The following is a 15,093-nucleotide window of genomic DNA, read 5'->3' on the forward strand; positions in this document are numbered from 1 at the left end:
GATCGCTCCTTTGCGAATGGTGAGGTGGCTCACACACTACGAGCGAAGTGGTTGCAACGGCGTTGCACTCAGCGAGAAAGCCGTCGATCCAGGAGACGCGCGCGTCCCATGGCCCGGGCGCGACTGGCGTGCCCCGGGGGGAGGACGGCGGCGAGGTGGGCCCACGCCGTGAGGTCGTCGCGGCCCAACGGGGACGACACCCACGCATCGAGTGCGGCCGCATCACCGCTGGCGACCAGGCGTGAACGGAGGTCGACGAGGAGTTCGTCGAACAGCTCGACGACGCCCGGCGCACCCGATTCGGCGAGCAGGCCGCCGCGCCCCAGCTCCCGGATCGCGGCGATGATCTCGCCCTTCTCGATCCGGCGCCGCACCTCGTCGACGTCGGAGGAGACGTCGACGGTGAGCCGGTAAGGCCGTGACGCGACGACGTCGCCGAGCGTCCGGCGCAACCGCGAGATCTCGACGCGCACGGTCACCGCACCCAGCTCGTCGTCGGCGAGCATCATCGCGAGCTGTTCGGTGGTCAGCCCCTCCGGGTAGGCCTGCAGTAGGAGGATGATCTCGGCGTGGCGTGGTGAGAGCGGGCGCGTCGTCCCGTCGGCGTCGCGCCACAGCGGCGCGGAGTCCAGGGTGGTCAGGCGCGGCGAGCACGCGGCCCCGGGGGTGAGGTCGACGGCGGGGGCGCGCAACTCGAGTTCGACGGCGGCGGCTACCGACCGGACCGCGGCCAGGGCGAACGGGGTGGCGGCCACGTCGCCGCCGGTGATGTCGAGGACGCCCAGCAGCCCACCGGTCAGCGGGTCGTGGATCGGAGCCGCCGAACAACTCCACTTCTGCACCATCCCGACGAAATGCTCCGGCCCGACGACCTGCACGCCGCGGTCGACGGCCAGCGCCAAACCGGGCGCGTTGGTGCCGACGGCGGTCTCGCTCCACACCGAGCCTTCGACGAAGTTGATGTGGCTTGCCGCATCGCGCGCAGTGCGGCACCCGTCGACCCACAGCAGGCGACCCGCGGCGTCGGTGGTGGCGACGACGGCATCGACGTCGGCGAGATCGTCGACGAGGAGTGAGCGGATCAGTGGCCGGACCGCGGCGAGGCGGTGGGAATCGCGGTAGGCGCGGAAATCGGCGTCGGAAACGCTGTCGCCGTCGGGGGTCGCCGTCTCGGGATCGACGCCGCGGTCGCGGGAGCGCTCCCACGATTCGCGGACCATCGAGCGGACCGAGCCGTCGGGCGGCAGGATGCCGCTCAGGAACTGCTCGTAGGCGCGCTTGACCCGGGTGGGTTGTGCGGCGCCGATGCCCATGGAGCTCCTTTTCGCGCAGGTGTTACCTGCGATTGTGCATCGCCGCTGTGACCTGGGCAACAAAGCCATACAGTGGCCGGAGCAGCAGCGGAAGGGTGCCCGATGACGAAGTCCCCGAACAACAGCTCGCAGACCGACGCGCATGGCGTCGACAAACCTCACTTGGCTCGCGAGCATCTGCCCATCCCCGACGTTCAGCATGTCGGTCTGACGACCTATGACGCCAAGGACCCCAACACGTCCTACCCGCCGATCAAGGAGTTGCGTCCGCCCGCCGGGGCACCGAACGTGCTGATCGTGCTGCTCGACGACGTTGGGTTCGGTGCCTCGACGACCTTCGGCGGTCCGTGCGCCACCCCGGTCGCCGACCGGATGGCTGAAGAGGGCATCAGGCTGGACCGGTTCCACACGACGGCACTGTGCTCGCCGACGCGACAGGCCATGCTCACCGGGCGCAACCACCACTCGGTGGGCATGGGGGCGATCACCGAGATGGCCACGTCGGCGCCGGGTAACAGCAGCATCCGGCCCAAGGAGAAGGCACCGGTCGCCGAGACCCTCAAGCTCAACGGATACTCCACGGCCCAGTTCGGCAAGTGCCACGAGGTGCCGGTGTGGGAGGTGAGCCCGGTCGGCCCCTTCAGTCAATGGCCGACGGGGTCGGGGTTCGAGTACTTCTACGGCTTCGTCGGCGGCGAGGCCAACCAGTACTACCCGGGGCTGTACGAGGGCACGACGCCGGTCGAGCCGTCGAGCACCCCGGAGCAGGGCTACACGCTCACCCAGGACCTCGCCGACCACGCCATCACCTGGGTGCGCCAACAGAAGGCGCTGGCCCCGGACAAGCCCTTCTTCATGTACTTCGCGCCCGGGGCGACCCACGCGCCCCACCACGTTCCCCAGGAGTGGTCCGACAAATACCGGGGGAAGTTCGACGAGGGCTGGGACAAGCTGCGCGAGCAGATCTTCGCGCGGCAGAAAGAGCTCGGCGTGATTCCCGCCGACGCGGAGCTGACCGCGCGGCACGAGGAGATCCCGGCGTGGGACGACATGCCCGCCGAGCTCAAGCCGGTGCTCGCCCGGCAGATGGAGATCTACGCGGGCTTCCTTGAGCAGACCGACTACGAGGTGGGGCGAGTACTCGACGCCATCGACTCGCTCGGTGCGCTCGACGACACCCTGGTCTTCTACATCATCGGCGACAACGGAGCGTCCGCCGAGGGGACGCCGGTGGGCTGCTTCAACGAGATGACGACGTTGAACGGGATGCCCGGGATCGAGACCACCGAGTTCCTGATGTCCAAGATCGACGACTTCGGCACACCCGAGGCCTACAACCACTACGCGGTGGGCTGGGCGCACGCCCTGTGCACGCCGTATCAGTGGACCAAGCAGGTCGCCTCGCACTGGGGTGGCACCCGCAACGGCACCATCGTGCGATGGGGCAACGGACTCGGCGACGGCGGTGGGATCCGCCATCAGTTCCACCACGTGATCGACATCGTCCCGACCATCCTCGAAGCGGCCGGCATTCCCGCGCCGCAGTCGGTGAACGGCATCACCCAGGCGCCGCTGGAGGGCGTCAGCATGCTGGGGTCGTTGCGCAGCGCCGATGCGCCCGAGACCCACGACGTCCAGTACTTCGAGATCATGGGCAATCGCGGAATCTACTTCCAGGGCTGGACGGCGGTCACCAAGCACCGCACGCCGTGGAAGATGGCGGCGCCACTCCCGTTCGACGAGGACGTGTGGGAGCTGTATGGACCCGGCGATTGGACGCAATCACGCGATCTGTCCAAAGAGCAGCCCGAGCAGCTCGCCTACCTGCAGCGGCTGTGGTTGATCGAAGCGACCAAGTACGGGGTCGTGCCGCTCGACGACCGCACGGTCGAGCGGATCATCCCCGAGTTGTCGGGCCGACCGTCGCTCATCAAGGGCACGTCGCAACTGATGTTCAGCGGCATGCGCCTGGCCGAGGCGGCCGTCATCTCCGTCAAGAACCGCTCCCACGCGGTGACCGCCGAGATTGACGTGCCCGACGGCGGCGCCAACGGTGTGATCGTGACGCAGGGCGGCCTGGCCGGCGGGTGGGCGCTGTATGTCCACGAGAAGAAGCTGACGTACTGCTACAACTTCTTCGGCATCGACTACTACGTGACCTCGGCAGAGAAGGAGATCCCGGCGGGCCGGCACCAGGTGCGGATGGAGTTCGCCTACGACGGTGGTGGGCTCGCCCAGGGCGGCGACATCACCCTCTTCTACGACGGTGAGCCGGTCGGGACGGGACGGGTGGACCGGACCCAGCCGGTCGGATTCTCCGCCGACGAGGCGTGCGACGTCGGGCGCGACACCGGCTCCTCACCGTCGCCGGACTACCGACCCGGGACGTCGGCCTTTACCGGGACGATCGCCTGGGTGGAGATCGATACCGGCGACGACGACCACGACCATCTGGTCACCGCCGAGGACCGCTTGCGGATTGCCATGGGAAAGCAGTGACTAATCGTCGCTGATCAATGGCGGCCCTGATCGGGCAGTGGTGCCTGCGCTGACCGGCGGTGCGCGCGTAGCAACGGCAGTGCGACGACGAGTGCGACCGCGGGCAGCGCGAAGCCGAATCCCAGCGCCGATGCGTTGCCGGCCAGTGCGCCCAGCGCCACTGCGCCGATCAGTGCGCCGCCGTAGTTGAACAGGTTGACCCGGGCGACGACCTCGTCGCTGCGATCGGGGTCGAGTTCGCCCGCCCAACTGAACGCGACCGGGACGAGCAGTCCCGCAGCTCCGCCGGCCAGCGCGAATCCGACGACCGCGGGACCCGGCGCATGGACCGCGACGACGAGCACGCACCCGACGAGGGCGACGAGTGAGCCGACGATTCCGGTGTGCAGCCGCCCCCAGCGTCGGACCATCGGGTCGGCGGCCAGCCGGCCCGCCAGGACGACGCCGAGGTAGGCGGCATAGGCCAGTGGTGCCACCGCCTTCGTCGTGCCGAGTCCGTCCTCCATGTACAGCGTGCTCCACGTCGCCACCGCGGAGTCGACGACGAACGCCGCGAACACGAGCCCGCCGACCATCCAGATCCCGCGCAACGGCAGACGCGCGCGGTCCTGTGGCTCGTGGGTCGGCGGGCGAGCGGTGATGTACCGGTCCCCGAACCGCAGGACGAGTGCCGCCACGACGACGGCGAGCACCGCCGCGACGATGACCGGTGTGAGTGCGTGCAGCCCGGTCGACTGGGCGCCCGAGGTGGCGAGTGCGCCCGTGATCGCCGCGACCGTGTACGCGGCGTAGAGGCGACCGAACAGCGGAGTCGACGATCGTGCTTCGGCAAGTGCGCCGGCCATGTTGGCGGCTGCGTCGACACAACCGAGGCCGACTCCGTAGACCACGACGGCCACGGTGAACATGGCGACGGTCGAGGCGTTGATCGCGACCACCAGCGAGACGGCCTGCAGGCCGAACCCGACCGCCAGCGCCCAGCGACTGCCCCGGCGGACGGCGATGACGTCGGCGAGCACCGAGCCACCCGCGGCCGCCACACACACGCCGAGCAGGATCGCCGAGATCAGCGTCTCGGTGAGGTCGAGGCGCTCCTTGAACGTCGGGAGCGTGGAGACGATGGCCGCGTAACCGAAACCCTGTGCCGCGAACGCGGCCGCGGTCACCGCCAGCGTCGACGTCGGGAGGCCGCGCCAACGAGTCGTCTCAGACAAGCACTCCTCCTATCTCAGATAGGAGGAGTGTGCCCTACTTGCTCTCGTTGCTCTGGGGTTCGCTCTCGTGTCCCGGACACCACTGGTCGGCGGGGACGGTCGCGCGGACCTCTTCGATGTGGGTGCCGCACCCGGCCCACGTCGTCTTGCCGCACACGGGGCACCGAACTGCTTCACACATGGGCCTATCCTCTCAGTTCGCCGCAGCGGCCGCGGCGGCAGCGCTGAACTCGCGGAAGACCTCGAAGGCGCGGGCGGCGAAACCCGTACGAGACTCCCGCTAGCATCCCCCTGGGGGGTTAGGTGAGGTCTGCCGATTCTTTCAAGAGCCACCGCCCCCGGCGGGCGCAGACTGGATGCATGAACGAGAGAAAAGACATCAACATCTGGCCCGGCCTCGGCTACGACGACGCGATTGCGCAGCGGGCATGGCTGTCGAGACTCGGCTTCGAGGAGGGGATCCTCGTCGAAGGAGACGGAGACCACGAGGTGCAGCACTCGGAGATGCTCTGGCCCGACGGCGGGCGCGTCATGATCCACTCGCTGCGAAAGACGAGCGACCTACCCGGGGCCGTCGGGACCGGCAACGTCTACGTCGTCGTCACCGACCCCGACGCGGTCTACGCCCGGGCCCGCGAGATCGACGCAACGATGGTGCGAGACATGGCCGAAGAGGACTATGGATCACGAGGGTTCACGGTCTCCGACCCCGAGGGAAACGCATGGAGTTTCGGAACATACGCGGGCTGAGCAGCAATCCACCGCCGCTGCCCGCCGGCGTCACCGTCACGCCGTACCGAATCGTCGGCGCGCAGCCCGGTGAGCACATCGGCTTACCGTCGTCGACCATCACGCTCGTCGTCGACCTCGGCAACGGCCTGGATCTGGGCGAACCGGGCCGCGCGGGCGTGCGGACCTTCCAATGCTGTTTGGGCGGGATGCACCTGGAACCGGTGACCATCCATCACGACGGCTCGCAGGTCGGCGTACAGGTGAACCTCGACCCGGCCGCCTTTCGTGCGCTGTTCGCCATGCCGCCCGGCGAGTTGTGGAGTGCGAACATCGATCTCGATGCCGCCGCGCCCGCGCTGGCGCGCCGACTCTACGACGAGGCTGGGTCGGCGGTGTACGAGGACCGCGGGCTCGTCGTCGGCGACATCATCGCCCAGGCGTTGCGCGACTCGGCCGACGGTGCCGACCCCGATGCCGAGCACGCGTGGCAACTCATCCAGCGCACCCGGGGCCGCATCACCGTCGCGACGCTTGTCGAGATGTCGGGATGGTCGGCGCGCAAACTCACCGGGGTGTTCACCGCCGAGTACGGCATCGGTCCCAAACAGGCGGCCCGGCTTGCGCGCTTCGAGCACGCCCGCGCGCGGCTGGAGGGCGGCGAGCCGATCGCCGAGGTCGCCGTCGAATGCGGTTATGCCGACCAGGCCCACCTGACACGCGAGTTCGCCACCATCACCGGCCACCCGCCCAAGGAATTCCTGCGGGTGCGCGCGGCCGAGTTCAGCGACGCTACTTGACGGTGCGCTTGGCGACCTGCTGTTCGCGTGGCGCGATCATCTTCTTCAGCCCCAGGCCGTAGACGACCGCCGACGCATAGAAGCCGACCAGCATGCCCAGCGCGGCGTAGGAGACCCCGCCGTGCGGCATGCGTCCGCCGTCGAAGATCTGCAGGGCGTACAGGCACACCGAGCCGATGACCGCGATGGCGACCGAGAACAGCCCCCACTTGTAGGACAGCGTGTTGTCGTACAGCAGCCCGGTCACGTCGACCTTCCGCTTGATGTACTGGTCCATCAGGATCGTGTTGAGCCAGGGCCCGATCCAGTAGCCGACGACCATGATGAAGCCCTCGAAGTTCGACGGCACGTTCTGCAACGCCGCCCAACCGAGCAGGAACGCCAGGACCGTCCACAACAGTGGCCCGACCAGGCGATTCGCTGCTGCGCTGACACCGGCCTTCTCCAACGAGACCAGCTTGCTGACCGAGCCGAGGGTGACCGTGTTCGACGAGAACGAACCGATCAGGAAACCGAGGAGCACCAGCACGCCCAGCACTGCGGGCAGGTCGTCGGTGAATTGCTTGACCGGGTTGTCCTGGTCGGTCAGGCCGACGGCGATCGCCGCCGCGACACCGACGCTCATCAGGAACATCGACGAGCAGAACAGCCCGAGCGCAGCGCCGATGCCGGCGGCCTTCGGCGACACCGTCGGGGCGTAGGAACTGAAGTCGGTGGCGTAGGGGCCCCACCCGACGGTGTACGCCCAGGCCATGCAGGCGACGACGACGATCGCGATGAGTGCGTTCAGGTTCCACTCGGTGGCCGGTCCGGAGGACGGCTCGGCGTTGACGAACGTGATGATCCCGGCGATCACCATGAGGACCAGGGTGATCGGGAACAGGATGCGCTGGAACATCCCGTAGTTGAAGTTCACCCGCGTGCCGAGCGCTGCGACGAGGAGCTGGAGCACGACGATGATGGCCAGTGCGCCGAGCGTCTTGATGCCGAACAATGCGTTCAAGGCGAGCGCGGCCACCACCGAGTTGACGGTGAACCAACCCAGCGAGCTCAGTACCGCCATGACGGTGGTGACGATCATGTTGCCCTTGGACCCGAACGCGAGCTTGCCGAGCGCGATCGGCGGCATGTGCAGCCGGACCCCGGTCGCGGTGAGCAGGCCGTGGGTGAGCGCACCGAATGCGGTGCCGAGGAATACGCCCAGCAGCGCCTGCGTGAAGCTGAGGTCGATGAAGTAGACCGCAATCATGCCGACGTAGATCGCGCCGAACTCGATGTGCGGTGTCACCAGCCAGGTCCAGAAGAACATCCACGGACTGCGGGTCTTCACGGGTTCGGCGACCTCGGTGCGGTCTGGGCCTGGATCGGGTCCGTAGCCGGCGACTCGTGCGCCGGCGGTGAGATCGTCAAACGTGGTGGTCATGTGGTGCTCCCCCCGGATGGGACACGGTTGCCGACCGCTAGGCGGTTTTACGTGATGTAACTCCGCTAAACCTAGCCTGATGGTGAGGGCGAGTGCGGTGTGTCCCCGAAACCCGTCGACCAGAGGGCCCTCGCAGGGAGGTATTCCCCTTCTGGCCCGATATTTGTCAGCTTTGCGAGGAGCCCAGGCCGTCGGCAAGGCCCGACGACGGTGCCTCGGGGATCGGTCCGCTGATGCGCGCGTCCAGTGCCTTCATCAGAACCGGCCAGGCGGTGAACAGCTCGTCGCGCCAGTACTCCCAGCGGTGGGTGCCCGACGCCTTGACGCTGCCCTGGAACGGGATGCCCAGCTTCTTGAGCCGATTGGTCATCCGGCCGGTGCACACTGCGCTGCCGAATTCGAGGAAGGCGCCCTTGACGGTCGTGTCCAGCGGATCGGCAGCCACGTTGTTGTAGGTGCCCGGCATGCCGCTGCCCGACGAGAGGTAGACGGTCTTGCCCGCCAACTGCTCGGCGTTGACGAAGGGGTCGTGTGCGCGCCACGCCGGGTCGGTGAACTTGCCCCACATGTTGACCGAGTTCCCGCCGCCGCGGCTGATGTCCCACTGGGTGAGGAACTGGTTCTCCGGGCTGGAGATGTTGGCGCAGTCGCTGAATCCGCCGACCGCGGTGTACATGTGGGGGAATCGGGTCGCGATGGCCAGCGCAGCGAGTCCGCCCATCGATGCGCCGGCGATCGCCGCCACCCCGTTGGATCCGAAGCGCTGAGCAAGCAGCGGCGGGAGTTCGCGGGTCAGGAAGGTCTCCCACATGAACTTCTTGTTGCCCATCCCGGGCTCGGGGGCCTGCCAGTCCGTGTAGTAGCTGTGCGGGTCGCCGACCGGTGTCACGACGTTCACGTCGGTCTTCGACGCGAGGTCGGCCAGCCGTGTCTCGGAATACCACCCGGACTCGGTCTCGCGGGCCTCAGCGCCGTCGAGGAAATAGATCGTCGGACGCTTGCCCGGACGCGCTTTCAGACGCACCTTCTGGCCGGGCCGCGCAGGGCGGGCCGGGTCGTACGGGCGTTGCAGGTCGACGACGACCTCGCGTTCCATCGCCGCGGAGAACACCCGCAACCGCTCGCGCCCTTTGAACGGCGTGACCGACACGATCCGAGGACTCGGCGCAGTCGGGCCAGCCGCGGGGCCGGGTGGTCGCGGGGGTGGCGGAGCTCCGTCGGCGACGGTGGTACCGATGGTCAGGCCGACGGCCAGTGTCGTCGCCACCGCGACGCTGGTCCGCACCAGAGGTTGTCTCAAGCTATTCGGCCTTTCCTTGACGCGCCGCATCCCCAGTCACACGCGTCACTTCAGTAACAGCGAGAAGTATGTGCGGTTTGTGGTCATGAGCGCTAGCCCCGTCGCCGAACCGAGACGCCGCCGTGATGAACGGTGGTCGAGGGTGCAGTGAGCCGCTACGCCGTGATCGATGCCCGTTCGGCGGCGCGGCCGAAGACCATCTGCTCACCGATGCGGTCGAAGCGGTGGTCGATGGCGTCGGCGAAGTAGTTCTGCCGCACGTTCCACGGCCGCTTGGTGCCAGACTTCGGCAGCGCATGCGGTGACCTCGCGACGTAGCCGGCTTGGATATCCCAGGCCAGTTTCTCGGCTTGCGGCTTGCCGCTCAGATGCGGATAGGCGTGGGTGTACCCGTGAGAAGTCATGTAGGACAGCAGCTTTGCCACCTTGACGGCCGTGATGTCGGCGCGCAGCGTCCACGAGGCGTTGGTGTAGCCCACGCACCACGCCAGGTTGGGCACCTCGTCGAGCATGTGCGCCTTGTAGATGAACCGGTCCTGCGGTTTGATCTCGGTGCCGTCCAGGCTGATCGTCACGCCGCCGAGGGCCTGCAGTTGCAGCCCGGTTGCGGTGACCACGATGTCGGCCTCGATATGCCCGCCGGAGCGCAGTGCGATGCCGGTCGCGTCGAAGCGCTCGATGTGATCGGTGACGACCTCGACCCGACCGGAGCTGATTGCACCGAACAGGTCGCCGTCGGCGTCCAGGCACAGTCGCTGGTCGTAGGGGTCGTAGCTTGGGTTGAAGTGGATGTCGACGGGATACCCGGCGGGCAGATTCGCCACCGCCGTCCGGCGCAGCAGCGATTTCATGGTCCCGGGTGACTTACGGGAGACGAGCCAGAGCATGCCTTCCAGGAGCGCGGCGCTCCATTTGGCGACCGCGTGAGACGTGCGCTGCGGTAGCACTTTTCGAACCAGCTCGGTAAACGCCGAGATCCGTCCGCTCTTGATGATGTAGGTGGGGGAGCGTTGCAGCATCGTCACCCTGGCGGCGTCCCGCGCCAGTGCGGGGACCAGCGTGATCGCCGTGGCGCCGCTGCCGATCACCACCACCCGCTTGCCCGCGTAGTCCAGGTCCTCCGGCCAGAACTGCGGGTGCACCAGGATGCCGGCGAAGGTCTCCAGGCCGGGGAAATCGGGGGTGTAGCCCTGGTCGTAGGAGTAGTAACCGCTGCCGAAGAACACGAACCGCGCACGGTAGGACTGTTCGACGCCGTCCTCGATGGCCCGCACCGTCCAGGTGTCGGTGGCGCCATCCCAGTCGGCCGACTGTACGTGGCTGCCGAACCGTACGTGGTCGTCGATTCCGTACTTGTGGGCGGTCTCAGCCAGGTACTCGCGGATGTCGGTGCCGTCGGCGACGTCTTCCTTGCGGGTCCACGGTTCCCACGGGAAGCTCAGCGAGTAGATGCTGCTGTCGCTGCGCACACCGGGGTAACGGAACAGATCCCAGGTGCCTCCGATCTGGGCGCGGCGTTCCAGGATCACATAGCGCAGTGCCGGGTTGCGTTGATGGATCCGGTACGCCGCACCGATGCCGGAAATTCCAGCACCGACGATGACGACGTCGACGTTCTCGGTTGCGGTCACAGGCGCCTCTCCCGATCACGGTGTGGTGCTCGTCACTCCACGATATAGTGCGGTGCGACGCTCGCCAGCGATAGTTGGCGAACTTCAGCGCCACGGTCGATCGCCATTTTGGTGATGCGTGGACCCGTGGAGTCGTGACGGGAGCCCAATAGGATCGGCGCATGGCCGCCCGCGTCCCCGCGCTCACCGGTATCCGCACGCTAGCGGCGCTATCGGTGTGCCTTACTCATGCCGCCTACTGGACCGGGCACTACCAGGACACCTACGCCGGACGGCTCAGCGCGCGCTTCGAGGTCGGGGTGACGATCTTCTTCGTGCTCTCGGGCTACCTGCTGTACTCGGCATGGGTCACCCGACTGAGAAAGGGACCCGACGCCGAGCCCGTGTCGATCCCCACTTACTTCGCCCACCGCGCGCGGCGGATCCTGCCCGCCTACTGGCTCACCGTCGTCGGGGTCTATCTGGTTTATCTCGTGCGGGAGAACCCCACCGAGTACGGCGCCGGATGGGGTGGGTTCTGGCGGAACATGACGTTCACCCAGCTCTTCGGGCTCGGGCACCAGCACACCGGGTTGACGCAGATGTGGAGCATGGTCGCGGAGGTGGCCTTCTATCTCGTGCTGCCGGTCATCGCGATCCTCGGCGTCGCGATTTGTCGACGACGATGGCGTCCAGACCTCCTGTTGTGCCTGCTCGGAGCAGTGGCGTTGGTCTCACCGCTGTGGATCTTCGCGGTCGTCGGCGCCGACGTCGACATCACCGCCCGCATCTGGCCGCCGACATTCTTCTGGTGGTTCGTCGCCGGGATGGTGCTGGCCGTCTGCGTCCCGCTGGTGGCTCGGGTGAACACTGCGTGGTGGGTCGTCGCAGGCGCCGCAGCGTTCCTCGTGTCGGGTATGTCGGCCGCCGGCGGGCCGACGATGAGCCCCAACACCGCCGCCGAGACGATCGTCAAACACGTCCTGTATCTCGTTGTCTCCCTTGGGTTTATCGTCCCGCTCGCGGTCAACGGCAGTGGTGGTGCCGACGACTGGTGGTCGCGGATCTGGGCGAGCCGACCGGTGCGCTGGTTCGGCGAGATCTCCTACGAGTTCTTCTGTGTGCACGTCCTCGTCCTCGAGTTCGTGATGAGCCTGCTGGGGTATCAGGTGCTGGCGACGGGGTCGATGTGGTTGACGTTCCTCGTCACGACTGCCCTCGCGACCCCGCTGGCGTGGCTGCTGCACCGGGTCACCAGGCCGATCTGGCACCGAAACAGTGTCGGCGCGGATCGGTAGTATTGGTGAGATGAGCTCGAGAGTCCCGCCCGCCCCGTCCACCGCCGATATCCGGCGCTGGACCGAGGCCGCGCAGGTGCCGGGGCCCCACCGCGAACTGTCGGATTCCGCGGCGATCATGATCGCCTCCGGTTTCGTCACGCCCGAGGCCCGCACCGTCATCGTCGCCCGTCAGTCCCGCGGTCTGCCGCTGGCGACGCTGCCCACTGGTTTCGGCGACCTGCGGCGGCTGCAGCGGGGCATCTCCCAGCTCGAGGCGCAGCTGGCCAACCCGGTCCTGCCGACGATGGTCCGCTCGGGAATGCAGAACCGTCTCAACGGCTTGATTCGACGACGGGAAGACGCGCGCAAACAGATCGTCCTGGGTAAAGGCGTCTACGCCGGTGGCACGCGAGCGATCCGCCGCGAGCGCCGCGAAGGTGTCTACCTGGAGATTGAGGCCCGCGAGCGGCTGTTCGACGGCCTGCTGCACACGCCGACTCCAGACGTGAACACCGGCGGTTATGTGCGCCGTGCCGGCGGTGCCGCCTTCGGCAAGCTCGCCGGCTTCGTCGGCGGGCTGGCGGTGCGCGCCATGGGCCAGCAGGTGGAGAGTTGGGCGCGCGAGGCGCTGACCCCGCGGCCGATGCCTGCCGCACCGGCGGCTCCGCAGCAGATGGCGTTCATCGACGGCTACGAGACGCTGCTCTACGTCGTCGGCGCGTACTACGACCGCATCCAGGCCAGCCCTTCCTGGCGCTCGGAGCACTTCGAGGTGCAGCGCAGCCAGATCAACCTGCATGCCGACGTTGCCGACGTCGCCGCCGACATCATCGCGCTGCGCTCGGTCCGCGTCGACCTTGACCGCGCGATGCGCAACGGTGGTTTCGACCAGCAGTTCGTCGACCACATCGCCGCGAAAGAGCAGGACTTGCGCCCGGTGTGGACGCAGTTGCTCGAACGCGTCCAGGCTCTCGCCGAGGTTGCGCACGTGATGGATTCGGCCGCCGTCGAACTGCGGCTGATCGACGAGTACGACCGTGCGACGACGATCGACGACCGGATCGTCGAGTTGGTGTCGCGCTCGGGTAGTCGGGAGATTTCGGCTGACAACTCCCAGCGCCTCACACAGCAGGTCCGCGCGGGGGAGGAGCAGTTGCGCATCTACCGCGACGTGCTGGCCGGCAACATCGCCCGGCTCTCACCGGTCGACGCGATGGGTAAGCCGCTGGAGCTGCCGGAACGCTACGAGCCCTCTCAGCCCCTTGACCACGACGCGAGGTAGAACTTCTCCTCGTCGGTGAGTCGGCGCAGGTTGTGCGCTTCGATATCTACGACGGCCATCTGCGTCGACGCCACGCACGCCGGTTTGCTCGGCTTGGCGTCGGGGGCGGCGGACCCGACCGACTCGGAAGCGCCGCGGATCTCATAGCCGATCGTGAAGTCGACCGATCGGAAGCCCTTGATCCACATGCCGATCTCCAGCGGTGAATCGGCGTGGCGCAGCTGGCTCTGATAGCGGATGTCGACGTGGACGATCATGGCGCTCTTGATCAGCGGTTGGTACTCCGGTCCCGCGGAGAGCAGCCAGTCGACGCGGGCCTCCTCCATCAGGGTGACCATGCGCGCATGGTTGATGTGTCCGAAGGCGTCCATATCCGACCAGCGGACGGGTACTTGCGCGACGAAGGCGAACTCATGTTTGCCGAGGTGGTCCGTGCTCACCGGGCAATCGTAGTGCGGCTACGCGGTTGTGACCGCGACCACGTCGTAATGCAAACGTAGCGCGACATTCGCCGAGATTTTGCGCTCGTCACAGGTCCCTGTCAGACGGCGCTCGTACCCTGGATTTCACAGTCCCACGAGTCTTGGCAGGTAGATCATGCGTTTTCACCGGTTGGTAGGCACCGCCGCTGTCGTTGCCGTGTGCGCGACCGCGGGTGTCGTGCTGCCCGCCGTCGCCGACGCTAACGCCGCGCCCGCGCGGATCGCCAAGTCTGTGAAGGTCGGTACGATGCGCACCGACATCGTCGTGGCATCGCCCACCATGGGCAAGCGCGTGAGCGTCTCGGTGCTGACCCCGCGGGTCGATCGGGGCCCTCGGCCGACTGTCTACCTGCTCGACGGGAACGACGCGGCTGGCGGCGTCAGCGACTGGATGTCGAAGGGCGGTATCCGTTCCTTCTTCGCCGACAAGAATGTCAACGTCGTCGTCCCGCGCGATGCGGCCGGCACTTTCTACACCAACTGGCGCAAGCACGATCCGAAGATCGGCAAGCCGCAGTGGGAGACCTTCCTGACGACGGAACTGCCGCCGCTGATCAACAAGCAGTTCAACGGCACTGGACGCGCCGCGCTGATCGGTGTGTCGATGGGCGGGCAGGGTGCTTTCGCGCTGCTGAGCCGGCACCCCAATCTGTTCACGGGGGCAGCCTCGATTTCCGGTTGCCCACCGGTGTCCGGGCCGCTGAACCAGGCCTACGTGCGGACCACCGTCGCAAAGTCGGGTGGCAATGCCGACAACATGTGGGGCCCGCCCGGGTCGAAGCTGTGGGTCGCCCATGATCCGCTGACCCACCTCAACGCTCTGCGCGGGAAGAACCTGTTCCTCTCGGCCGGTTCCGGCGCGATCGGTCCGCCCGACCTCCTCCCGCAGCCCAAGAGCGACTTGCCCGAAGATGCGGTGACCGCCTCGGCGTCAGCGTTGGAGTTGGGTGCCTACCGGTGCTCACTCGAGTTCGCGCTGCAGCTGCGCCAAGCAGGAATCGCGTACAACGACGGGTTCCGGATCATCGGAACGCACCGGTGGGAGTACTTCCGTGGCGACCTCCCCGCCGCGTGGGCGACGGTTTCCCGCGGTCTCTGGTAGTCGCGCACCGAGATTGACGCTGCGCGAGTTGCAAACCCAACATGGCGCGCGGACTGCCA

At 67.4% G+C, this 15,093-nt stretch carries 13 protein-coding genes; 6 read left to right on the top strand and 7 right to left on the bottom strand.

Going from position 1 to position 15,093, the window contains the following annotated elements; genetic code table 11:
- Nucleotides 1-68 precede the first annotated feature (68 nt).
- On the bottom strand, nt 69-1,313 hold the full coding sequence (locus tag B4L26_RS01735) for a helix-turn-helix domain-containing protein (RefSeq protein ID WP_290715079.1): 1,245 nt from the start codon (nt 1,311-1,313) through the stop codon (nt 69-71).
- A gap of 102 nt (nt 1,314-1,415) precedes the next feature.
- Here B4L26_RS01735 and B4L26_RS01740 point away from each other — a divergent pair, with 102 nt between their 5' ends.
- Nucleotides 1,416-3,812 (top strand): arylsulfatase, encoded by a 2,397-nt coding sequence (locus B4L26_RS01740; protein ID WP_290715081.1) that lies wholly within the window; start codon nt 1,416-1,418, stop codon nt 3,810-3,812.
- A 14-nt stretch (nt 3,813-3,826) separates the two neighbouring features.
- Here B4L26_RS01740 and B4L26_RS01745 read toward each other — a convergent pair whose 3' ends face one another.
- On the bottom strand, nt 3,827-5,026 hold the full coding sequence (locus tag B4L26_RS01745) for an MFS transporter (protein WP_290715083.1): 1,200 nt from the start codon (nt 5,024-5,026) through the stop codon (nt 3,827-3,829).
- A gap of 34 nt (nt 5,027-5,060) precedes the next feature.
- Nucleotides 5,061-5,207, bottom strand: coding sequence for a hypothetical protein (locus B4L26_RS01750; RefSeq protein ID WP_290715085.1), 147 nt, complete (start codon nt 5,205-5,207; stop codon nt 5,061-5,063).
- Nucleotides 5,208-5,386: 179 nt separating this feature from the next.
- Between B4L26_RS01750 and B4L26_RS01755 the strand changes: the two genes are divergently transcribed.
- Nucleotides 5,387-5,776, top strand: a complete 390-nt coding sequence (locus B4L26_RS01755) for a VOC family protein (protein WP_290715087.1) — start codon at nt 5,387-5,389, stop codon at nt 5,774-5,776.
- Nucleotides 5,749-6,555: a helix-turn-helix domain-containing protein gene (locus B4L26_RS01760; RefSeq protein ID WP_290715089.1), complete on the top strand. Its 807-nt coding sequence runs from the start codon at nt 5,749-5,751 to the stop codon at nt 6,553-6,555. Before B4L26_RS01755 ends, B4L26_RS01760 begins: the two co-directional genes overlap by 28 nt.
- On the opposite strand, the gene B4L26_RS01765 is transcribed toward B4L26_RS01760, so the two are convergent.
- From B4L26_RS01765 to B4L26_RS01775, 3 genes are all read right to left on the bottom strand, one after another.
- Nucleotides 6,548-7,978 carry a purine-cytosine permease family protein gene (locus B4L26_RS01765; protein ID WP_290715091.1) on the bottom strand — a complete coding sequence of 477 codons (1,431 nt, stop codon included), beginning with the start codon at nt 7,976-7,978 and terminating at the stop codon, nt 6,548-6,550. The two genes, B4L26_RS01760 and B4L26_RS01765, sit on opposite strands and share 8 nt — an antisense overlap.
- Nucleotides 7,979-8,144: 166 nt before the next feature.
- Entirely contained in the window at nt 8,145-9,278 is a 1,134-nt protein-coding gene (locus tag B4L26_RS01770) for an alpha/beta hydrolase (protein WP_290715095.1), read from the bottom strand.
- Nucleotides 9,279-9,433: 155 nt separating this feature from the next.
- Nucleotides 9,434-10,909 carry a flavin-containing monooxygenase gene (locus B4L26_RS01775; RefSeq protein WP_290715098.1) on the bottom strand — a complete coding sequence of 492 codons (1,476 nt, stop codon included), beginning with the start codon at nt 10,907-10,909 and terminating at the stop codon, nt 9,434-9,436.
- 161 nt (nt 10,910-11,070) lie between these two features.
- Between B4L26_RS01775 and B4L26_RS01780 the strand changes: the two genes are divergently transcribed.
- Nucleotides 11,071-12,186 carry an acyltransferase family protein gene (locus tag B4L26_RS01780; protein ID WP_290715100.1) on the top strand — a complete coding sequence of 372 codons (1,116 nt, stop codon included), beginning with the start codon at nt 11,071-11,073 and terminating at the stop codon, nt 12,184-12,186.
- Between the two features lie 10 nt (nt 12,187-12,196).
- Nucleotides 12,197-13,450 carry a hypothetical protein gene (locus B4L26_RS01785; protein WP_290715103.1) on the top strand — a complete coding sequence of 418 codons (1,254 nt, stop codon included), beginning with the start codon at nt 12,197-12,199 and terminating at the stop codon, nt 13,448-13,450.
- Here B4L26_RS01785 and B4L26_RS01790 read toward each other — a convergent pair.
- Nucleotides 13,423-13,821: an acyl-CoA thioesterase gene (locus B4L26_RS01790; RefSeq protein ID WP_290715170.1), complete on the bottom strand. Its 399-nt coding sequence runs from the start codon at nt 13,819-13,821 to the stop codon at nt 13,423-13,425. The genes B4L26_RS01785 and B4L26_RS01790 overlap by 28 nt on opposite strands.
- Nucleotides 13,822-14,047: 226 nt before the next feature.
- Here B4L26_RS01790 and B4L26_RS01795 point away from each other — a divergent pair, with 226 nt between their 5' ends.
- A complete protein-coding gene (locus B4L26_RS01795; protein WP_290715105.1) occupies nt 14,048-15,034 on the top strand; it encodes an alpha/beta hydrolase in 987 nt (328 codons plus the stop codon).
- The last annotated feature ends 59 nt before the right edge of the window (nt 15,035-15,093 follow it).

Source organism: Gordonia sp. UBA7599, from assembly GCA_002477755.1.
GTDB lineage: Bacteria > Actinomycetota > Actinomycetes > Mycobacteriales > Mycobacteriaceae > Gordonia.